This window comes from Gordonia sp. QH-12 (assembly GCF_001578675.1).
GTDB lineage: Bacteria > Actinomycetota > Actinomycetes > Mycobacteriales > Mycobacteriaceae > Gordonia > Gordonia sihwensis.
Genome location: NZ_KQ969283.1, coordinates 290,140 through 310,846 on the forward strand (window position 1 = coordinate 290,140; position 20,707 = coordinate 310,846).

A 20,707-nucleotide genomic window follows, 5' to 3' on the forward strand; every position below is an offset into this window, starting at 1 on the left:
GCGTTGGTAAAGAGTCCGTAATGTCTGATGGGCCTCGATTCTTCGCCTTGCCCACGCTGCCCGATCGTGTCGTACGAACGGTGTATTCGCAGGTAGGCGCGCGACGCCAGTACCCTGGCTGTATGACAGATGAACGAGAAGACTCCGGCACCGCCGGGTCGAAGCCCCCTGCGACCATGACGACGTTGGCCGGAGCGGTGGCGCTGTACACGATCGCCCGGCTCGCACTCGTCGTCGTCATCGCGCTGGTGATCATCTTCGGCGCCAAGATCGTCGGAGTCGAGGTGCCGGTACTCGTCGCGGCGGTCTTCGCGGTGCTGATCGCGCTGCCCCTGGGCATGGTCGTCTTCAAGTCGCTTCGCCTCCGGGTGAACGATCAGATCGCTCGAGTCGATGAGCAGCGGGCGGCGCAGCGCACCGACCTGCAGGCTCGGCTGCGCGGCGAGGACTGACGGTACGACGTGGCGACTCGGTTTGTGGAGCGGACGTACGACCGCAGTTGGACCAGCCGGGCGGTACGGACCATCGAAGCGGATGCGCGGCGCAGCGCGGACACACATCTGCTGAAGGTGGACCTGCCGGACTGGGCGGCGCGCGGCGACGGCATCGACCTCTATCTGAAGGACGAGTCCACGCATCCGACCGGATCGCTCAAGCACCGGCTGGCGCGGTCACTGTTCCTCTACGCCCTCTGCAACGGCTGGATTCACGAGGGCACCACCGTCATCGAGGCATCCTCGGGTTCCACCGCGGTGTCGGAGGCGTACTTCGCGAAGCTGATCGGCGTCCCGTTCATCGCGGTGATGGTGAGCGGCACCTCGCCCGCGAAGACGCGGCTCATCGAGGCCGAGGGCGGGATCTGTCACTTCGTCGACTCGCCCTCGGAGATCTACAGCGTCGCCCAGCGACTCGAGCGCGAACTCGGCGGCCACTTCATCGACCAGTTCACGATGGCCGAGCGGGCCACCGACTGGCGGGGCAACAACAACATCGCCGAATCGGTGTTCGCACAGATGGAGGCCGAACGCCATCGGATTCCGGAGTGGATCGTCGTCGGCGCGGGCACGGGCGGCACGTCGGCGACCTTCGGCCGGTACCTGCGCTACCGGCAGCACCCCACGCGGCTGTGCGTGGTGGACGTGGAGAACTCCGTCTTCCTGCCCGCATACGAGACCGGCGACGGAACCCTCACCTCACCGGGGGCCTCGCGGATCGAGGGCATCGGCCGCCCGCGAGTCGAGCCGTCGTTCGTCTCGCAGGTGATCGACCGGATGATCGCCGTTCCCGACGCGGCCTCGATCGCGGCGATGCGCTTCCTCAGCGACCGTCTCGGCCGCCGGGTCGGCGGATCCACCGGCACCAACTTCTGGGGTGTCTGCTCGCTCATCGGTGAGATGACCGGAAAGGGCCGCTCCGGCAGCGTCGTGTCGCTGCTGTGCGACAGCGGCGACCGCTACGATCACACCTACTTCAACGACGACTGGGTGGCCGAGCAGCGGCTCGACCTCGGCCCGCCGACGGCGGCTCTCGAGCGGTTCTTCGAGACCGGAGTGTGGTCGGCCGGCTGACGTCGCGGAGTCCTGCGGAGGGAGGCGATCGTGGCCGTCGTCGAGGCGTCGGGACTGGTTCGCGAGTACCGGATGGGCACGGAGGTGGTCCGCGCCCTCGACGGGGCGTCGCTGACCCTGGACGGCGGGCAGTTCGTCTCGGTGGTCGGCCCCTCGGGAGCGGGCAAGTCCACGCTCCTGCACATCATCGGCGCGCTCGACACCCCGACCTCCGGCACCATCCGCGTGGACGGTACCGATCTGGCGGCGCTCGGCGACGACGAGGCCTCCGAGTTCCGGCGACGGCGGGTCGGGTTCATCTTCCAGTTCTTCAACCTCGTCCCCACGCTGACCGCGTGGGAGAACGTGGCACTCCCGATGCTCCTCGACTCGAAGTCGTTGCGGAAGGCGCGTCCGCGTGCCGAGGAACTGCTCGGCCGAGTGGGTCTGGGCGGGCGAGTGAACCACCGTCCGTCGGAGCTCTCGGGCGGCCAGATGCAACGGGTGGCGATCGCACGGTCGCTCATGATGGGTCCCAAGATCCTGCTGGCCGACGAACCGACCGGCAACCTCGATTCGCGCACCGGCGCCGAGGTGCTCGATCTGCTCGCGTCCGTGGCGCACGACGAACCCGACCGCCTGGTGTTGATGGTGACCCACGACGAGAACGCCGCCGCGGTCTCCGATCGGATCGTCACCGTCCGCGACGGCAGGATAGACGGGCGGCCCGCCTGACATGGGCGGGCTCGCCGCGGGACTGACGCGTGTCCGGATCCTCAATCTCCGGGAACTGGCCGGGCACAAGCTGCGGGTGGCGACGTCCCTGGCCGTGGTGCTGATCTCCTCGGCGCTGTTGGTGGCCGTCCTCGGCACGTACGGATCGATGTCGGAGTCGGTGCGGGAGTTCAGCGCCGCGGTGGCCGGCGACGCGACCGTGGAGGTGGCCGCGATCGCCGACAGCGGGGTGGACGCCGCGATCGCGGGCGAACTGCGCCGCGACGTGCCGGACGCCCGAGCCGTGGTACCCCTGGTGCGCGACACCGTGCTGCTCGACGGGCGCCCGACGGTGCTGCTGGGGTCGGATCTGAACGCGCTATCGCTGTCGAGCGGGCTGCGCGCGGCCGTCGGCGCCTCCGGCGGCGGAATCGACGCCGACCGCCTCGACGACGGGATCGTCGTCGGCGCGGCGACCGGTCTGCGCCAGGGGCAGCGACTGACCGTGTCGGGGATCCCGGTGACCGTGGTCCGAGTGGTCGACGACCAGGCCGCGACCGCGTTGAACGGCGGACGGTTCGTATTCGCCTATCTCGGTCTCGCGGAGCGTCTCGCCGGACTGAACGGTGCGGTCGACTCGATCCTCGTCGTCCCCGGCCCCGGCGTCCCGGAGGCCCGGTTGCGCGCGCAGGTCGCGCGGGTGGTCGACGGCCGCGCGAGCGTGGTGGATCCGGATTTCCGGGTCGCGCAGGTCGAGACGGCCAACTCGGTGACGCACGATTCCACCCTGCTCGTCTCGCTGGTCTCCCTGATCATCGCGGCCTTCCTGGTGTTCAACATGATGAACATGGCGGTCGCCTCTCGCAGGCAGTCGCTGGCGATGGTGCGGGCGCTCGGGGCGCGGCGCAGGCACCTCGTCGGCGATCTCCTGGCCGAGTCGGCGGTCCTGGGCCTCGTCGGCGGTGCGGCGGGGGTCCCGGTCGGGGTGCTCGCGGGACGGTGGATCGTCGGGCGGTTGCCGGACACGTCCGAGACCGTCGGGGTGGCCGTCGGGTATCACCTGCCGGCGTACGCACCGGTGGTCGCGGTGGCCGCCTGTGTGGTCGCATGCGTCGGCGCGACCGTCCTGGCGGCCAGATCGGTGTTCGCGGTGGCACCGGTGGAGGCGATGGTTCCGGGTGAGGCGGCAGACGCCCGGCCGCCGGCCGCGGGACTGCTGATCGCGAGCGGAGTCGCGGGGGCGGCGACGATCGCGGTGGCCTGGGTCGTCGCCGAGACGGTGCCGGGACGTGCCGCGATCGTCGCCGGCGCCGTCTACTCGGCCGGCGGGCTCCTTCTGTGCTTCGCGCTGATGCCGTTGCTGGTCCGGGCGGTGGTCGGTGCGTCGAACCGCCTGCGCGGACCCGGCCGGCTCGCCGCGGTCAACAGCGAACGCGCACCGCGCCGCGTGTGGGCCACCGTGATGACGGTGGCGGTGGCGATCGCCGTCGGCGTGGGTATCTCCGGTTCGCTGAACAACCTGATCGGGTCGATCTCCAGTTCGCTCACCGGGCTGTCGGACCCCGACTTCTACGTCTCCTCGCGCGACGCGGACTCGATGCCGCTCGGGCCCGCGCTCGACCCGGCCATCGCACAGGAGGTCCGTGCCGTTCCCGGCGTCACCGATGTGGTGGGCGGACAGTGGGCGACGGTCAACATCGCCGACGCGCGCGTCCTGCTCCAGGGCCTCGAACCGGGTGCCGCGGCGCCGTTCGTCCGCAAGTCCTCGCAGGATGCGGTCCGCGAGACCCTCGCCGGGCGGGGCATCCTGCTCTCCGAGGTCCTCGCACGATCACTCGGGGTGCGGGTGGGCGATACCGTTCGACTCGCGACCCCGTCCGGTTACCGCGAACTGGTGGTACGCGACATCGTCGACTACGTGGCCATCGACTCGGGGGTGGGCGCGGTGGCGAACCGGCTCCTGAACGAGTGGTTCCGGCGCGACGGCGATACCTACCTGCAGGTCACGGTGGCGCCGGGCGCCGATCACGAGCAGGTGCGCGAGCGGCTGACCGCGATCGCGGCGCGGCATCCGGGCCGCGGAGACTGGCCGGTCCATGTGTACACCGGGCAGGAGGCGCTCGTCGCTACCGAGCGGAGCGCCCAGCAGGCCGGTGCCTTCACCGTCGCGATCCAGTGGATCGTCGCCGGGGCCGCGGCCGTCGCGCTCCTGAACACGCTGCTGCTCTCGGTTCTGGAACGACGCCGGGAACTCGCTGTGCTGCGGGCGATGGGTGCCTCGCGTCGCTTCGTGTCGCGGATGGTGCTCAGCGAGGCCGCGTCGATCGCGCTGGTCGGCGCGGTGACCGGGCTGATACTCGGCAGCGGACTGCATGTGCTGGCCGACGTGATCCTCACACAGACAACGTCGATCGACATCCGGTACGCGCCGCAGTGGAGCGCCTTCGGTTACGTGGCGATCCCGGTGCTGCTCTGTCTGCTCGGCGCCGGGGTGCCCGCGATGCGGGCCTCGCGGATGAACATCTCGACTTCGCTTGTGGACGACTGAAGAATTGTCAATTTTTCTTGACAGGGCAATTCCGTCAAGATAAATTGACATCATGCACACAGACGAAAGCGTGAACAACCCCGATCCGATGGTTCGGTCGGCGGCCAGCGCCGACCCGGCGACGGGATTGAGTGTGGTTCGGGCGTTGCGGACTCTCGCCGACCGGCTCGAAGACGTCCATGTGGCTTCGGCGAGGTCGCAGGGATGGAGTTGGCAGGCGATCGCCGATGTCCTGCAGATCAGTCGTCAAGCGGTGCATCAGAAGCACTCGTATCGAGAGGCCGCGGAAGCGGCCGGAAAGGACGGCAACGATGTTTGACCGTTTCAACTCAGACGCACGCGCGAGCTTCATGTTCGCGGTGCAGGAGGCCAAAGACCTCGGAAGCCGGCAGATCGGCACCGACCACCTGATCCTCGGAATGCTGTGCAATGCTCGCAGTCCGCTGTTCACCGTGCTCACCGACCAGGGTCTGACTCTGGCGGAGGCACGGAAGGTGGTGCGAAACGACGACGACGGTCCCGTCGAGGACGTTCGCGACCGCTACGAAGAGGACCGGGAGGCCCTGCGCAGCATCGGCATCGACCTCGACAAGGTGCGCGAGGCGGTCGGCGACCGCTTCGGAGAGGACCTGTCGGAGGGCTGGGGGCAGCGCCCCGAGCGCGGCCGCGGCCGCGGCGGGCGGCCCCATCACGGACGTCCGCATGGGGGACCGGCATCGTTCGACGGCCCCGGTTTCCAGGCCCAGTTCGGTCCGGACGGAATCTGGTTCGGCGCCTGGGAGGGCGGCCGTGGACGCCGGGGTCCGCGTGGCCGCGGTCGCGGCGGCCGAATGTCGGAGGCGGCCCGCGAGGCGCTCCGCAGGGCCGCGATGACGGCCCGGGCCGAGAACGAGCGGGAACTCACCGTGGAACGAGTCCTCTTGGCGATCCTCGACGGCGCCGACCCGGCGGCGACCGCCGTGGTGGAGTCGGCCACGACCGTCGACGACCTGCGTGCCGCGGTGACGGCGCTGCTGCCCGAGGGCACCACCGCCGGCTGACGCCAGCCCATCGGGCTCGTCCTATGTCAGGGCGAGCCCGATCGCCGTCGCCACGGACCACACGAGCATCGCGATGCCGGTCAGCGCGAGCACCGGGATCAGGTCGCGTCCCTGGGCGCCGCCCAGGACCAGTCGCACCGGTTTGACGAGGGGGACGATCACCAGCAGGCCGGCAGCGGCGGCGGGGGCGACGACTGCGACGGCGACGCTGACGATCACCGGGATCACGCAGAGGAGCAGGTAGAACGTCCGGGTCCGGCGGTCGCCGAGCCGGACAGCGAGAGTGATCTTGCCCGATTCGGTGTCGCTCGGGATGTCGCGCAAGTTGTTCGCGACGAGGACTCCGCTCGAGAGGCTGCCGACGGCCACAGCGCAGCCGGCGCCGATCCAGTCCACGGAGCCCGCGGCGACGAACTGCGTACCGAGCACCGCGACGAGACCGAAGAACACGAACACGGCTATCTCACCGAAGCCGAGGTAGCCGTAGGGTCGCTTGCCTCCGGTGTAGAACCACGCGCCGGCGATGCAGACCGCTCCGACGAGCACCAGCCACCAGGCCGTCGCCACGGCGAGGACGAGTCCGCAGACCGCGCCGATGCCGAGTGAGATGAGCGCCGCGGTCTTGACCGCTCGCGGGCTCGCCAGGCGGGAACCCACCAGGCGCAGCGGACCGACGCGGTCGTCATCTGTGCCACGAATTCCGTCGGAGTAGTCATTGGCGAAGTTGACGCCTACGATCAGCGCCAGTGCGACGACCAGTGCGAGACCGGCCTTCCACCAGGTGACGTCACCGAGGTGGACGGCCGCGCCGGTCCCGGCGACCACCGGGGCGATCGCGTTCGGCAGGGTGCGCGGTCGTGCGCCTTCGATCCACTGAGTCACTGTTGCCACAGGCCACATCATCTCATCCCGGTGTCCCCAGGTCTGGTGTCGGTCACTCGACCGTCACTCTTCCAGGGACTGTCCGCGCAGGTCACGGCATGTTCTCATAGAATGCTGTCAGGTGCGTCCGAGGCTCGGTGCCGCGGACGCACAGTTCTGCGTCGGGGGAGAGAATCATGAAGCGCACACTTGCCACGTCGACGGCGATCTGCGGAATCTGTCTCGGACTGGCCGCGCCCGCCGCGGTCGCCGCGACACCCACTCCGGTCTTCCTGCCGTCGGTCGCCACTGCCGGTCCGGCGGTCACCGAGTACACCGATGTGCTCGGTGACTGGGTCCAGGGGGCGGACGACGACGCGCACGTCGTCGTCGTTCCCGGGACGGATGACGTCCGCTATCCGCGGATCAACGGAATCGTCGGGGGCCGTGAGTCGACGATCGTGACCTACCCCGAATCGTTCGGCCCGATCATCTCCGGGAAGTCGGGTCGGCTGCTGCCCTTCTTCGCGCCGACCTACGACCAGTCGCGCGACGTCGGCACCGCGAACACCCTCAGCGTGATGCGGGCGTTCCAGGACGCCGATCGGGTGGTGGTCTACACCGGTTACTCGCAGGGTTCCGACGCACTGGGCAACGCCGTGGAGCAGGCGGCAGAGGAGGGGCTGCTCGGATCCGACAGCACCATCCTGCTCGTCTCCGATCCGCGCGGGCCCTGGGGACTGAAATCGCGGCTGAGCCGAACCCCGTTCGCGACGCCGCTGATGGGCTTGTTCGGAGTCGACAACGACGGTGCCCGCAACCCCGCCGACTCCGCCGAGGTGAAGGTCGTTCAGGTCATCGTGCAGGGCGATCCCGTCGCCCACACGCAGTGGATCTGGTACCGCCCCGTGGCTTCGGTCCTGGTCAACGCGGCGGGCTTCCTCGCGATCCACTCCGATCCGGGCGAGTACACCTATGCGCACATCGAGAACCTCGAGCACGTCAAGACCTTGCAGAGTGTCGAGGGGAACACCACCTACGAGATCTACGACACGTACCACCCGCTCGCGCTGCTGACCGCGATGGTCTATCGGGCGGTCGGGATCCAGGTGTCCCAGGAGCGGCTGGAGAAGTGGGACCGGGCAGCGGAGTCCTTCTATCCGACTCATGAGATCACCGCCGGCGATGCGGATCCGAAGGCTCCGGTGGTCGACGTCCCGCTCTCCTCCGGCGGAGCGCACCGGCTGCTCGACGCGAACGGCGAATGGGCCGAGCCGCAGCAGCGGGACGGTGCGACGTCGGACGGGCCGCGCCATGCGGCTCCCGAGACGGCCAGCGCACCCGAGACGAGCACGGTGGAGACCGCCCCCGAGGCGATTGCACCTGAGAGCAGTGCGCCCGCGACGACTGCGCCCGAGACCGGTGTCGTCCTCCCGTCGTCGCAGTCCGACGACGCGGCCGAAACCGGTGCCGCGGAGGCGGACTCCGCGAACACGGCGGACCCCGCCGAGGAGCCGACCGACGTTCCCGCGGCGGCGTGATGCGTCAGGCGAACCGTTCGCGCAACGCCCGGCGATTCACCTTGCCGGGCCCGCGCAGCGGCAGTTCTCCGACGGTGAACACCGCGCGGGGGGCCGCGTAGCGGTCGAGGCGGTCGGAGACGAACTCGCGGACGTCGTCGAGTCCGGGGCGCCGGGCTCCGGGGACGGGGACGATCACCGCGATCACCTTCTCGCCGAGCCGCTCGTCGGGGACGCCCAGGACCGCGCAGTCGGCGACGCCGGGCATCTCGCCCAGGACCGTCTCGACCACCTGCGGGACCACGGTGAGGCCGCCGGTGGTGATCGCCTCGTCCGCCCGGCCGACGATGCGCAGAACACCGTCGTCGAGGACGCCGAGGTCGTCGGTGCGGAACCATCCGGGTTCGGCGAACGCCGGGTGCTCGGGCATGTTGCGGTAGCCACGGGCCAGCGTCGCGCCGCCGAGGACCACCCGGCCGGGTTCGGCGCCGCCGGATCCGTCGATCCGGACCGTCGCGCCCGGCAGGGGCACGCCGTCGTACACGCAACCGCCGGCGGTCTCGCTCATCCCGTAGGTGCGGACGATCGGCAGGCCGGCGTCGAGTGCGCGGGCCAGGAGTGCCGGCGGGGTGGCCGCGCCGCCGACGAGAACGGCGTCCAACCGGCCCAGCGCCGCGACCGCGGCAGGCACGTCGAGAGCCTTGCGCAGTTGAGTCGGGACCAGCGAGGTGTATCGGCGGTCACCGGGCATGGCGGCGACGAGTCCGGGCAGTGCGGACGGGTCGAATCCGGCCGCGAGATCGAGTACGACGGGATCGTGACCGGCGGCGAGGGACCGCAGCATCACCTGCAGTCCCGCGATGTGGTGCGGCGGAAGCGCGAGCAGCCAGCTGCCCGGGCCGCCGAGCACGTCGGCCGTCGCCGTCGCGGAGGCGCGCAGGGAAGCGGCCGTGTGCACCGCGCCCTTCGGAGTGCCGGTGGTCCCCGAGGTGGACACGACGAGCGCGGCGTCGTCGTCGATGGGCTCGCCGAGCGCCAGGGCGTGCGAGAGCCTCTGCGTCTCGGCGTCGTCGCCGGCGGGAAGCGGGAGATAGGCGGCGTCGCCGTCCAGGAGTGCCAGCAGGTCGCGGCGGGCCTCGAGGACGGCCGGTCTCGCCGGCAGTTCGAGCGGTTGCAGGACTCTCAGGACGGTTCCTCCGGGTTCTCGGGCCGATCGGGCGGCGCGAGCGGCTCGTCGTCGAAGGGCCACTCCGCTGCCTTCAGAGTCTGCCGTACCCGGTCGACGTCCTCCTGGCGGGGGAGTTCCTGAGTGACCTTGGAGATCTCGACGCCCACATCGATCCGGTTGATCGGCTCCGGAGCACGCGTGTCGACGAGCTCGAGGGCGACCTGCCTGATCTCGTCCTCGGTGAGCTGTCGGCGCAACAGCGCCAAGAGCGGCTGATAGTCGCGGCTCGGCACCCCCTCGGGATAGCCGGCGCGCAGCCAGCGGACCACTCCGCTCAGGAAGGAGGGGCGATCCATACTCCTCCGTTCAGTCCGATACCGGGACGCGATCGGTGAGCGGCCAGCCGGCGGCCGCGAGTCGTGCGGCGACCTGCCGCGTCTCCTCCTCGGACGGCGCCTGCTCGGTGACGGCGTGGATCGCGTCGCGGATCCGCTCGGGAGTCGCGGGAGTCTCGGTGCCGTGCTCCAGCGCGAGGCTCAGGATCACATCGGTGATCTCGCTCTCCGACAGAACCGGTCGGAGCAGTGCGAGCAGCGGCGGAAACTCGGTGGCGGGGACGCCTTCGGGGTACCCGGCGCGGATCCACTTGATGACGTTCTCAAACAGCGATGGGGGCATGGTGTCTCCTCGTGTCTTAGCGGTCGCCCAGCGGTCAGCTCTTGTAGGCGAAGTCCGGGAAGATCCTGAGATCGAAGTAGTAGTTCAGGGTCTGCCGGCAGATCCAGAGGATGCCGACGACGATGACGGCCGCGGTGAGGGCGAACATCAGGTATCCGATGATGCGGAGGACGGGGTTCGCGGGCTTGCCGAGATCGCCGTGCCCGGCTGCCTCCAGACGCATACCGACGGCGAACAGTGCGGGCAGACCGGCGCCGAACAGCAGCCCGACGGCGAGAACCTTGGTGATGGCGGAGACGATGTCCATGGAGGTGCCTTTCGCGGAAGCTGGGTTCAGGACTGTTCGGTGGCTGCGGGAACCGGCGAGTTCGTCGTCTCGTCCCAGTCGGCGTTGACGTTGTCGGCGTCCACCTTCTGCTGCTGAGCCCGGTAGTACATGTAGCCGGAGAGCCCGGCGAGGATCAGGAAGATGACGATCGCGCCCGGTGCGCCGCCGATCAGGCTGGCGAGCCAGTAGCAGAGGGCGCCGACCGCGGCGGCGGCCGGAAGTGTGGTGATCCAGGCGACGGCCATGCGGCCGGCGACGCCCCAGCGGACCTCCGCGCCCTTCTTGCCCAGTCCGCTGCCCAGGATCGACCCGGTCGCCACCTGGGTGGTCGAGAGCGCCATGCCGGCAGCGGAGGAGGTGAGGATGATCGCGGCCGACGAGGCCTCCGCGGCCATGCCCTGTGGAGCCTGGATCTCGACCAGTCCCTTGCCGAGCGTGCGGATGATGCGCCAACCGCCGATCCAGGTGCCCAGTGCGATCGCCCCGGCACACGAGAGGACCACCCAGAACGGCAGACCGTGAGCCACGCTGCCCGAATCCAAATGACCGGTGGCGATCAGGGCGAGGGCGATGACACCCATCGTCTTCTGCGCGTCGCCGGTGCCGTGTGCGAGGGAGACCAGCGAGGCCGAGGCGATCTGACCGTTGCGGAAACCGCGTTCGCGCTTGCTCTCCGAGATGCCGTTGGAGATGGCGTAGATGATGAGTGTGCCGACCGAGGCCACGATGCATGCGATCACCGGAGCGAAGAGCGCGGGGACGATCACCTTCGCGAGGATCCCGTGCCAGTTGATGCCCGAGGTTCCGATCGCCGCCAGACCCGAGCCGATCAGGCCGCCGAACAGCGCGTGCGACGAACTGGACGGCAGACCGAAGAGCCACGTGAACAGATTCCAGAGAATCGCGCCGATCAGACCGGCGAAGATGATGATCAGCGCCTTGTTCGCGTCGAGACCGGCGACGAGTTCACCCTTGGCGTCACCGGACGTCTGCTGAATGTTCAGCACGTCCTTGGTGATGGTGGCGGCGACCTCGACCGAGAGGAACGCGCCGACCAGGTTGAGGATCGCGGAGAGACCGACCGCGACCTTCGGCTTCAGAGCGCCGGTCGCGATGGACGTCGCCATCGCGTTGCCGGTGTCGTGGAACCCGTTCGTGAAGTCGAAGCCGAGGGCTGTGACGATCAACAGCACGAGGATGAGCATCTCTGCGGTCATGCGACCACTATGACCGGCGAACCGTGGGTCGAGTCAACTCGCCCAAGGTCCGACTTTTGTGCTCTGACCTGCTACTTTCCGGTCTCCGGAGGTGCGTTAACGGAAAGTTCATCTGTCGGTGGGCTTCGCGCCACCGGGAGTTGCCGGTTGTTTCCGACGTCCCGGTGGAACAGAGGTGACCGGCAGGTGAACGCGGCCTCCGATCAGGTGGCGGCCGGACGCGGGCGGTCTCGCCGATCGCCGGTGAAAAACGTATGCCAGAATCAGCCCATGACGCCGATGACGCTGGGCATGCCCATCAATTACGCGGGCGACTTCCGCGAGACCATCGATAATCTCCGGGACTTCGAGGGGGTCGGCGTCAGCCGGGTCACGGTACCCGAGGCCTACAGTTTCGACGCGGTCAGTCAGCTCGGGTACATCGCCGCGCGCACCGAGACGATGGAACTGCAGACCGGCATCCTGCCGATGTACTCGCGCACGCCAACCAATCTCGCCATGACGGCGGCCGGCCTCGACTACATCAGCGGCGGTCGTGCGGTTCTCGGCATCGGTGCCTCCGGTCCGCAGGTGATCGAGGGCTTCCACGGCGTCAAGTACGACTTCCCGCTCGGCCGGGCGCGCGAGAACGCCGAGATCTGCCGGAAGGTGTGGCGCCGCGAGCGCGTCGAGTACCGCGGGAAGCACTACCAGCTGCCGCTGACGAAGGAGGACGGCGGCAGCGGGCTCGGCAAGGCGCTGAAGATCATCAACCACCCCGTCCGTGACCGCATCCCGATGCTGCTCGCGGCGATCGGGCCCAAGAACGTCGAACTGGCCGCCGAGATGTTCGAAGAACTGCAGCCCTTCCTGTACCACCCCGACTACGTCGAGGCCGCCTTCGGTGAATCGCTGGCGGCAGGCAGGGCCAAGCGCGACCCGGATCTGCCGGAACTGCGCATCGTCATTCAGGCCAGTGCGCTGATCACCGAGGACGCCGACGAGATCGCGGCGGCGGAGAACGCGGTGCGGCACCACTCGGCGCTGTACATCGGCGGCATGGGAGCCCGCGGAAAGAACTTCTACAACTCGCTGGTCCAGCGGTACGGCTACGTCGACGAGGCCGCGCTGATCCAGGATCTGTATCTGGACGGCCGCAAGGACGAGGCCGCCGCGGCGATTCCCCAGGATCTGATCGACGCGATCAGCCTCATCGGTCCGCGGTCGAAGGTCGCCGAGCAGGTCGAGCGGTTCCGTGCCAGCGGTGTCGGCGTGCTGCTGGCCTCGCCGGCCGCCGCGTCCCACAACCGCCGGGTGGAGGACATGCGGGTGTTGAAGGAACTCATCGGCTGAGCCCGGCCCGTCAGGTCCGCGCGGGTGCGGCGGCGGCGCGGCGCAGTCGTGCCGCGCCGAGGAAGCCCAACGCGAGGAATGCGACGGCGACCACCATCGACCATCGGGTGGCGTCGGCGAATCCCTCCGAGAGTGCGCCGACCGCGGCGTCGGTCCGGTCGCCGAGCGGGCTGTGGACCCCCTCGGCGCGCAGCATCGTGATGGTGGTGCCCGCTGACTCGCGGGTGGCGGCGGCCACCTGGTCCGCGGCGGGACCGCTGAATCCGGCGTGGTCGAGTGCGGTCGGCAGGGTCGTCGCGAGTGCCACCGACAGCGCCGCGCCGGCGAAGGCCGTGCCCAGTGCCGATCCGACCTGCCGGACCGTGCTCTGGGTGGCCGACGCCTGACCGGAGTCGTCCACCGGAACGTCGCGGAGGACGGTCCCGGTGAGTTGAGCCGAAGCCAGCCCCAGACCGAGGCCGTAGAGGATCAACGGCAGCGCGATGATCCAGCCGGAGGTCGAGCTCCCGATCACCACGACGAGGATCAGGACCCCCGCGACTTCGAGACCGAGGCCGAGCAGCACCACGGCGGGGGCACCGAGCCTGGCCGCGAGGTGTCGTGCCATGGCGCCGGAGACGAAGGCTCCGATCGCCATGGCCGCCAGGACCAGGCCGGCCTGCATCACGTCGAGGCCGAGCGCATTCACGAGGTACAGCGGCAGCGCGAAGATGATGCCGAACTCTCCGACCGCCACTGCGGCGGCGGTGACATTGCCCCACGAGAACGTGGGCAGGCCGAACAGCCGGAGGTCGAGGATCGCCGACCGCCCGTTGTTCCGGCGATGACGCTCCCAGACGACGAACAGGACCAGAGCCGACGCCGCCACCGCGAAGGCCACCGGGACGATCGAGATCGGCGCCTGCGCGGGCCACCTCCATCCGAACACCTTCAGCTCGCCCTTCGGCGTCCACCATTCCAGGTCGGGCCCTTCGATCACGGCGAACACCAGTGCGCCGAAACCGATCATGCTGAGCATCGCGCCGTCGACATCGGCGCCGGGCCGATCGTCGCCGCCCTTCGATTCGGACACCGTGAAGATCGCGGCGATCGCCACGACGAGACCGAGCGGCAGATTGACGAGGAAGATCCAGTGCCACGACGCCCATTGGGTCAGGGCGCCGCCCGCGAGCGGTCCCACCGCCGCCGCGCCGGAGATCACCGCACCCCAGACACCGAAGGCTGCGGCCCGGTAGCGACCGCGGAAGACGGCGTTCACCGTGGAGAGGGTCGAGGGCATGATGAACGCCGCGCCGACCGCCTGGACCGCACGGGCCGCAATCAGCGTGCCCGCCGACCCGGAGGCGGCGGCGAGCAGACTGCCGGCGACGAAGACGGTGAGTCCGAACAGGAACATCCGTTTGCGGCCCCAGCGGTCGGCGAGTCGGCCCGTCGAGAGCAGCAGTGCCGCCAACACCACCGCGTACAGACTGTTGACCTATTGGGCGTCGGTGAGGTCGAGACTCAGGTCGCTGATGATCGCCGGCAGCGCGACGCCGACGATCGTTCCGTCGAGCACGATCAGGCCCAGCCCGACCGACAGGACGGCGAGGCCGATCCAGTCCCGGCGGGTGGGCGCTGAGGTGTTCGCGGGCAGGGTGGAACCGGGGGGAGCACCTGTCATGCGTCGATCTCACCAGATCGACCGGCTGCGCGGACCGTGTCTTGGTGTTAGGCCAAGATCAATCAGAAGGTGGATGCGGGGGCGGTCTCAATACTGGCGGGTCTAGTAGTAGTACGGGAACGAGTCCCAGTTCGGATCACGCTTCTCCAGGAAGGCGTCCCGGCCCTCGACCGCCTCGTCGGTCATGTAGGCCAGACGCGTGGCCTCGCCGGCGAAGACCTGTTGACCCATCAGCCCGTCGTCGGTCAGGTTGAACGCGAACTTCAGCATCCGCTGCGCGGTGGGCGACTTGGAGTTGATCTTCCGTGCCCATTCGATGGCCGTGTTCTCGAGTTCTGCATGATCGACGACGCGGTTCACGGCGCCCATCTGATGCATGGTCTCGGCGTCGTAGGCCTCGCCCAGGAAGAAGATCTCGCGGGCGAACTTCTGGCCGACCTGCTTGGCGAGGTAGGCGCTGCCGTAACCGGCGTCGAAGCTGCCCACGTCGGCGTCGGTCTGCTTGAACCGGGCGTGTTCCCGGGACGCGAGGGTCAGATCGGCGACCGCGTGCAGCGAATGGCCGCCGCCCGCGGCCCAGCCGTTGACGACCGCGATGACGACCTTCGGCATGGTGCGGATCAACCGCTGGACTTCGAGGATGTGCAGTCGTCCGCCCTCGGCCTTGACCCGCGCCTCGTCCACTCCGTCGACGGTCGCCGCGGTGACATCGGAATCGTGGCTGGTGGCGTACTGGTAACCGCTGCGGCCGCGGATGCGCTGGTCGCCGCCGCTGCAGAAGGCCCAGCCGCCGTCCTTGGGCGACGGGCCGTTGCCGGTCAGAAGCACTGTGCCCACGTCCGGGGTCCGACGCGCGTGGTCGAAGGCTCGATAGAGCTCGTCGACCGTGTGCGGTCGGAAGGCGTTGCGGACCTCGGGCCGGTCGAACGCGATGCGGACGATGCCGTTGGCGCGGCCTTCACCGGTGTGCCGGTGGTAGGTGATGTCGGTGAGGTCCTCGAAACCGGGGACGGTGCGCCATGCGGACGGGTCGAAGGGGCTGGAGTCGGTCGTCATGTCTTCCGAGCCTAGTTGGAGCCCGGTCGGCGCGAGTCGGCGTGGGCGGCGACGGTGACGGGGTCGTCTGCCGGCACCGATGCAGTGGCGCTCAAGTCCGTCGTTGGGAGTGCGACCTCCATCTTCTATTACCGATGTTCAGATGCTAGGTTCCAAACTGAGTGTCACTCCGATTTCTCGCGGAGGACGTGTCGATCAAGAAGCAGGAGGCTCGATGAACCAGCCCGTCGTGGTGTCGCAGGAAGGCGGCGTCGGCCGGTTGATCCTCAACCGCCCGAAGGCCATCAACGCCCTGAACGACGAGATGGTGGATCTGATGTCGGCCGCGCTGCGGAAGTGGCGCGAGGACGACGCGGTGAAGGCGGTGGTGCTCTCCGGTGCCGGCGAGCGCGGACTGTGCGCCGGTGGCGACATCGTGTCGATTCACCGTGACGCCAAGGCACTCGTCGAGGCCGGCGCCGGCGACCCAGAGGCTACGGCCTGCCCGTCGGCGGTGTTCTGGCGCGAGGAGTACCAGCTCAATTCCGAGATCGCGAAGTTCCCCAAGCCGTACGTCGCACTGATGGACGGGATCGTCATGGGCGGCGGTGTCGGCGTCTCCGCACACGCCAACACCCGCGTGGTCACCGACCGCACCCGGCTCGCGATGCCGGAGACCGGGATCGGCTTCGTCCCCGACGTCGGAGGCACGCACCTTCTCTCGCAGATTCCGGACCGACTCGGCGTGTACCTGGGCCTCACGGCGGCCTCGATCAACGGCGCCGATGCCATCGCCCTCGGCATCGCCGACCATTACGTCCCCGCCGCAGATCTCGACGCCTTCGTCAAGGCCGTCTCCGCGACCACCGTCGACGAGGCGCTGGCCACCTACGCCCAGAAGCCGCCCGCGTCCGATCTGTACGCCCAGCGCGACTGGATCAACGAGGCCTTCGCCGCCGACAGCGTCGCCGAGATCGTCCGCCGCTGCGAGGCCGTCGGCACCGAAGCGGCGGAGAAGGCGGCCGCGACGCTCCGGGCCAAGAGCCCGACGACCCTCGCGGTGACGCTGCGGGCGCTCCGCAACCCGCTGCCGACTCTCGACGAGGCGCTCGCCCGCGAATACCGGGTGTCGGTGCGATGCGTCCGCAGCCACGACATGGCCGAGGGGATCCGGGCGCAGGTGATCGACAAGGACCGCAATCCGTCGTGGAGTCCCGCGGAGATCGGCGACGTCACCGAGGCCGACGTGGACGCCTTCTTCGCGCCGCTGCCCGAGGGGCTCGAACTCACCATTGTGAACCCGTGAACCCGTGAAACTCATGCCCGACCGCACCCGACAACCATTGGAGAACCGCAGATGACCGAGTACCAGACCATCCTCACCGAGACCGACGGCCGCGTCGCCGTCATCACCCTGAACCGTCCCAAGGCCCTCAACGCGCTGAACACCGAACTGATGGGCGAAGTGGTTGCGGCCGTGCGCGGCTTCGACGCGGACCCGGAGATCGGCGCCATCGTCATCACCGGCTCGGAGAAGGCCTTCGCCGCAGGCGCCGACATCAAGGAGATGCAGTCGAAGAGCTTCAGCGAGGTGGTCGGCCAGCAGTTCTTCGGCGCGTGGGACGAACTGTCGCGCACCCGCACTCCGATCATCGCGGCGGTCGCGGGCTACGCGCTCGGCGGCGGCTGCGAGTTGGCCATGCTCTGCGACATCATCATCGCCGGCGAGAACGCCAGGTTCGGTCAGCCCGAGATCAACCTCGGCGTGATCCCCGGGATCGGCGGATCGCAGCGACTCACCCGAGCCGTCGGCAAGGCCAAGGCGATGGACCTGGTCCTCACCGGGCGGCAGATGAAGGTGGACGAGGCGGAGCGGGCGGGTCTGGTGTCGCGCGTGGTTCCGACCGACGAGGTGGTCAGCACCGCTCGCGAGGTCGCGGCGACCATCGCGAGCAAGTCGTTCATCGCGGCGTCGTACGGCAAGGAAGCGGTGAACCGCGCGTTCGAGTCGAGCCTCACCGAAGGCGTCCGCGCCGAGCGGAGCCTGTTCTACTCGCTGTTCGCCACCGCCGATCAGACCGAGGGCATGGCGGCCTTCGTGGAGAAGCGGGAACCGGAATTCAAGCACCGCTGATGCGCGAGACGGGACCGGCGTCGTGACGGCGCGGGGGCAGGCCGGATCGAAGAGCGACCGCACGCGCAGCGCCGTGCGTGCGGCCGCCGCGGAGTGCTTCGCGGAGTCGGGTTTTCAGGCGGCTACCACCGCCGAGATCGCCCGGCGTGCGGGAGTGTCGGAGGGCACCGTCTTCCTGCACTACTCCAGCAAACTCGGCCTGCTCACCGCCGTCACCCGGGAGTTCTACGAGGGGCTGCAGGGCCAGGCCGAGGCGGTTCTGGCGCAGGACGGCGCGACGCCGTCGGAACTGCTGCGCCGCCTGGTCCACGATTGGTGTGCGGTGATGGCGACGCAGTGGGACCTGGTGCAGGTGTACATCCACACCGCCCAGGCGTTTCCCGGCACGGAGCTGGCGTCGGTCGTCATCGATTCCAACCGCCGCTACACGAGGCTGTACACCGCGGTCATCGACGACATGAAGCGGTGCGGAGAAGTGGACGCCTCGCTTCCGTCGGCGCTGGCGCGTGACATGATCTTCGGGACGCTGGAGCACAGCGCGCGCGGCCAGCGATACGCCGGGCGTCCGGTGCACACGGCAGATGTGGGACGACAGATCGTCGATCTGCTGATCGGCGCCGGCCACGCCGACGCCCGGCGGTCGTCCGACGACGAGAGGCTCGCTCGTATCGAGACCAAGATCGACAGGCTGCTGTCGCAGGGAGAAGTCTGAGCCGACCACAGGAGGCGGTCGCGCGGAAGATACGGTGAAACGATGACGGGCGCAACCGAACAGCAGTCGAGCACAGAGGCGGCGGAGACGTCACCGCACCAGGGCGGGTTCCGCGCCGACTTCGAGGTCACGACCGAACGCGGGGGACCGAGCTACGGCGAGATGGTCGAGCAGGTCCGCACGTTCATGGACAAGGTGCGGTACGCGTCGCCGACCCCCGAGTTGGCCGACGAGGTGATCGAGGACCTCAAGAAGCTCAACGCCAAGCTCGACACGACCCTCGTCGACGAGTGGACGTCACCGTCGGGGACCCGGATCGACCTGCCGTCGCGAGGCAACATCACCCTGCCGCCGTACGAGGTGCGCAACGGTGGGCCGGAGGGGGTGGACGCGGAGGTGATCTTCCGGCGGTTCCATCTCGGAGGCAACGGTGTGGCGCACGGAGGGCACGTCGCGGTCGCCTTCGACGACCTCGGTGGCATGGCTGCGGCTCTGCGAGCCGGCCGGCCGGCGCGGACCGCCTATCTGACGGTGAACTACCGGTCACTGACTCCGTTGGAGACGCCCCTCGTGCTGCGCACCTGGGTGCACGAACACGACGGTCGCAAGAACTTCGTCCGCGGCACGCTGCATGACGGCGACCGCCTGTGCGCGGAGATGGACGCACTCTTCATCGAGCTGAGGCCCGGTCAGGCGTAGCCGCGACGGGTCGGGCTCACGCCTTCAGTTCGTGCGCCTCGACGACGAAACCCGCCGCCTGCAAGCGATCGATCAACACATCGCCCATCGCCACCGCGGGGGTCAGGACGCCGGCGCGGTCGGGGAGCCGATCACGATCCAGAGCGAGAGCCAGCGATGCCTCGCCGAGCATCACGGCGGTCGCCTTGTATCCGGGGTCGCCGTGCGCGCGCATCTGTGAGCGATACCGGCGTCCGGTGGTCGTGGTGGTGAAGGTCTGGGTGACGAAGTTGCCCGTCTCGCGGGACTTCTCTCCGGGGCCGCTGCCGGGCTTGGGGAGCACCATGTCGAGGACCTTGCGGGTGGGCGCGAAGCTCATCGCGCCGAGGAATGCTCCGGTTCCGACGGTGACGATCCCGGCCAGTGCGGCCGACAGGCCGGGCACGCCGCCGACCGACATCGTCTCCTGGTAGCGGAACGCGTCACCGTACGCACCGTCGAGAAGGTAGTTCGAACGACGCACCACGCGGGTGTTGTAAGACGACATGAAGAACGGTGCGAGCGTGCCCCGCAGGCTCGGGTCGACCTTCTTCGCGTCGACCGGCGTCATATCGCTGGGCTCGGAGTTGAGGCCCGCGCGCGGAGTCTCACCCGACCCGCCGGAGAGTGCCTGCGGGTTCATGATCAGGCTTCTGGTCTCCGCGTCTTTCGCCATCTCTGCGATCACCCGGACCGAGTCGACCGTTCCGCCGGAGACGCCGCCGCGCAGCGACGTCACCACCATGGTGGTGTCGGTCATCTCGCCCGCGCCGTCTTCGGCGATCGTTCGGTGCAGCAGATACGCGCCGAGGTCGGACGGGACCGAATCGAATCCGCAGGAATGCACGATCCGCGCGCCGGACGCGGTGGCCAGTTCGTCGGCCTTGTCGATGGAGTGCCGGACGAACGGGACCTCGCCGGTGAGGTCGACGTAGTCGGTGCCTGCGGTCGCAGCAGCGATCACGAGATTCTCGCCGTAGCGCAGGTACGGACCCACCGTGGTGCAGACCACCTGCGTACGTGCGCACATCGCATCTAGCGACGACGGCGAGTCCGAGTCGGCCACGATCAGCGGCCAGTCGCGCGCGCGCTCGCCGAGGCGTCGTCGCACCGCGGCGAGTTTGGTCTCCGACCTCCCGGCGAGAGCGATGCGAGTGCTCGCCGGTGCATGGTCGGCGAGGTACTGGGCGGTGAGCTCACCGACGAAACCGGTGGCTCCAAACACGACGACGTCGAATTCGCGACTCATGGGGTCGACCCTACTGGCATCCCGACCGCCGACACGGTATCTACACCGCCGGCACGAACCATCCGCTTGCCTGTTCGATTCATCGATCCGTTGTGTCATACCCGATTGGTAGTGTTCTGGTAGGTCAAGAAAATATGGTGTGACCAGCTGAAACACTCGGGGGAGGTGACAGCGATGACCGATCCGTTCACTGATTCGGTCGCGACTGTCGTCGCCATTGGTGCGCTGCCGGACCAGCCCGCGG

General features: G+C 68.9%; 20 protein-coding genes and 1 pseudogene. 12 read left to right on the top strand and 9 right to left on the bottom strand.

Annotated elements, in window-relative coordinates; translation table 11 throughout:
* Positions 1 to 122 precede the first annotated feature (122 nt).
* The 6 genes from Y710_RS03380 to Y710_RS03405 all read left to right on the top strand — a co-directional run bounded on the left by Y710_RS03380 (position 123) and on the right by Y710_RS03405 (position 5,849).
* Positions 123 to 452 (top strand): DUF4229 domain-containing protein, encoded by a 330-nt coding sequence (locus Y710_RS03380; RefSeq protein WP_039866578.1) that lies wholly within the window; start codon positions 123 to 125, stop codon positions 450 to 452.
* 9 nt (positions 453 to 461) lie between these two features.
* Positions 462 to 1,568: an L-cysteine desulfhydrase Cds1 gene (locus Y710_RS03385; RefSeq protein WP_062366322.1), complete on the top strand. Its 1,107-nt coding sequence runs from the start codon at positions 462 to 464 to the stop codon at positions 1,566 to 1,568.
* Between the two features lie 72 nt (positions 1,569 to 1,640).
* Positions 1,641 to 2,282, top strand: a complete 642-nt coding sequence (locus tag Y710_RS03390) for an ABC transporter ATP-binding protein (RefSeq protein ID WP_081598045.1) — start codon at positions 1,641 to 1,643, stop codon at positions 2,280 to 2,282.
* A 1-nt stretch (position 2,283) separates the two neighbouring features.
* The gene (locus Y710_RS03395) at positions 2,284 to 4,809 is read left to right on the top strand and encodes an FtsX-like permease family protein (RefSeq protein ID WP_062366324.1); all 2,526 of its coding nucleotides are present in this window, start codon (positions 2,284 to 2,286) and stop codon (positions 4,807 to 4,809) included.
* A gap of 52 nt (positions 4,810 to 4,861) precedes the next feature.
* A complete protein-coding gene (locus tag Y710_RS03400) occupies positions 4,862 to 5,128 on the top strand; it encodes a hypothetical protein (protein WP_006894326.1) in 267 nt (88 codons plus the stop codon).
* Complete coding sequence (locus Y710_RS03405; RefSeq protein ID WP_006894327.1) at positions 5,121 to 5,849, top strand: Clp protease N-terminal domain-containing protein; 729 nt, start codon at positions 5,121 to 5,123, stop codon at positions 5,847 to 5,849. Before Y710_RS03400 ends, Y710_RS03405 begins: the two co-directional genes overlap by 8 nt.
* Positions 5,850 to 5,870: 21 nt before the next feature.
* Here the strand turns inward: Y710_RS03405 and Y710_RS03410 are convergent, their stop codons facing one another.
* Positions 5,871 to 6,740, bottom strand: a complete 870-nt coding sequence (locus tag Y710_RS03410) for a 1,4-dihydroxy-2-naphthoate polyprenyltransferase (protein WP_006894328.1) — start codon at positions 6,738 to 6,740, stop codon at positions 5,871 to 5,873.
* A gap of 167 nt (positions 6,741 to 6,907) precedes the next feature.
* Between Y710_RS03410 and Y710_RS03415 the strand changes: the two genes are divergently transcribed.
* Complete coding sequence (locus Y710_RS03415) at positions 6,908 to 8,251, top strand: PE-PPE domain-containing protein (RefSeq protein ID WP_231875660.1); 1,344 nt, start codon at positions 6,908 to 6,910, stop codon at positions 8,249 to 8,251.
* A 4-nt stretch (positions 8,252 to 8,255) separates the two neighbouring features.
* On the opposite strand, the gene menE is transcribed toward Y710_RS03415, so the two are convergent.
* The 5 genes from menE to Y710_RS03440 are packed head-to-tail and all read right to left on the bottom strand — an operon-like array spanning position 8,256 to position 11,621.
* On the bottom strand, positions 8,256 to 9,392 hold the full coding sequence (gene menE / locus Y710_RS03420; protein ID WP_231875665.1) for an o-succinylbenzoate--CoA ligase: 1,137 nt from the start codon (positions 9,390 to 9,392) through the stop codon (positions 8,256 to 8,258).
* Between the two features lie 20 nt (positions 9,393 to 9,412).
* Positions 9,413 to 9,754, bottom strand: coding sequence for a DUF3349 domain-containing protein (locus tag Y710_RS03425; protein WP_006894337.1), 342 nt, complete (start codon positions 9,752 to 9,754; stop codon positions 9,413 to 9,415).
* A gap of 10 nt (positions 9,755 to 9,764) precedes the next feature.
* Positions 9,765 to 10,076: a DUF3349 domain-containing protein gene (locus Y710_RS03430; protein ID WP_006894341.1), complete on the bottom strand. Its 312-nt coding sequence runs from the start codon at positions 10,074 to 10,076 to the stop codon at positions 9,765 to 9,767.
* A gap of 34 nt (positions 10,077 to 10,110) precedes the next feature.
* Positions 10,111 to 10,383, bottom strand: coding sequence for a hypothetical protein (locus Y710_RS03435; RefSeq protein ID WP_006894343.1), 273 nt, complete (start codon positions 10,381 to 10,383; stop codon positions 10,111 to 10,113).
* Between the two features lie 26 nt (positions 10,384 to 10,409).
* Positions 10,410 to 11,621, bottom strand: a complete 1,212-nt coding sequence (locus Y710_RS03440; protein WP_006894345.1) for an inorganic phosphate transporter — start codon at positions 11,619 to 11,621, stop codon at positions 10,410 to 10,412.
* A 270-nt stretch (positions 11,622 to 11,891) separates the two neighbouring features.
* Here Y710_RS03440 and Y710_RS03445 point away from each other — a divergent pair, with 270 nt between their 5' ends.
* Positions 11,892 to 12,953 carry an LLM class F420-dependent oxidoreductase gene (locus Y710_RS03445; RefSeq protein ID WP_045538038.1) on the top strand — a complete coding sequence of 354 codons (1,062 nt, stop codon included), beginning with the start codon at positions 11,892 to 11,894 and terminating at the stop codon, positions 12,951 to 12,953.
* Positions 12,954 to 12,963: 10 nt separating this feature from the next.
* On the opposite strand, the pseudogene Y710_RS03450 reads toward Y710_RS03445, so the two are convergent.
* Together Y710_RS03450 and Y710_RS03455 are read right to left on the bottom strand one after the other, a co-directional pair.
* Positions 12,964 to 14,616, bottom strand: a pseudogene (locus Y710_RS03450) (MFS transporter).
* A 102-nt stretch (positions 14,617 to 14,718) separates the two neighbouring features.
* Positions 14,719 to 15,672, bottom strand: a complete 954-nt coding sequence (locus Y710_RS03455) for a 1,4-dihydroxy-2-naphthoyl-CoA synthase (RefSeq protein WP_045538040.1) — start codon at positions 15,670 to 15,672, stop codon at positions 14,719 to 14,721.
* A 214-nt stretch (positions 15,673 to 15,886) separates the two neighbouring features.
* Here Y710_RS03455 and Y710_RS03460 point away from each other — a divergent pair, with 214 nt between their 5' ends.
* Genes Y710_RS03460 through Y710_RS03475 form a run of 4 tightly spaced genes read left to right on the top strand, consistent with a single transcriptional unit; the run spans position 15,887 to position 19,196 of the window.
* Positions 15,887 to 16,957 carry an enoyl-CoA hydratase/isomerase family protein gene (locus Y710_RS03460; protein ID WP_062366326.1) on the top strand — a complete coding sequence of 357 codons (1,071 nt, stop codon included), beginning with the start codon at positions 15,887 to 15,889 and terminating at the stop codon, positions 16,955 to 16,957.
* A 51-nt stretch (positions 16,958 to 17,008) separates the two neighbouring features.
* On the top strand, positions 17,009 to 17,785 hold the full coding sequence (locus Y710_RS03465) for an enoyl-CoA hydratase (RefSeq protein ID WP_006894353.1): 777 nt from the start codon (positions 17,009 to 17,011) through the stop codon (positions 17,783 to 17,785).
* A gap of 22 nt (positions 17,786 to 17,807) precedes the next feature.
* On the top strand, positions 17,808 to 18,497 hold the full coding sequence (locus Y710_RS03470; RefSeq protein WP_062366328.1) for a TetR/AcrR family transcriptional regulator: 690 nt from the start codon (positions 17,808 to 17,810) through the stop codon (positions 18,495 to 18,497).
* 42 nt (positions 18,498 to 18,539) lie between these two features.
* Positions 18,540 to 19,196 (top strand): PaaI family thioesterase, encoded by a 657-nt coding sequence (locus tag Y710_RS03475; RefSeq protein WP_062366330.1) that lies wholly within the window; start codon positions 18,540 to 18,542, stop codon positions 19,194 to 19,196.
* 16 nt (positions 19,197 to 19,212) lie between these two features.
* Here Y710_RS03475 and Y710_RS03480 read toward each other — a convergent pair whose 3' ends face one another.
* Entirely contained in the window at positions 19,213 to 20,463 is a 1,251-nt protein-coding gene (locus Y710_RS03480) for a saccharopine dehydrogenase family protein (RefSeq protein ID WP_006894357.1), read from the bottom strand.
* Between the last annotated feature and the right edge of the window lie 244 nt (positions 20,464 to 20,707).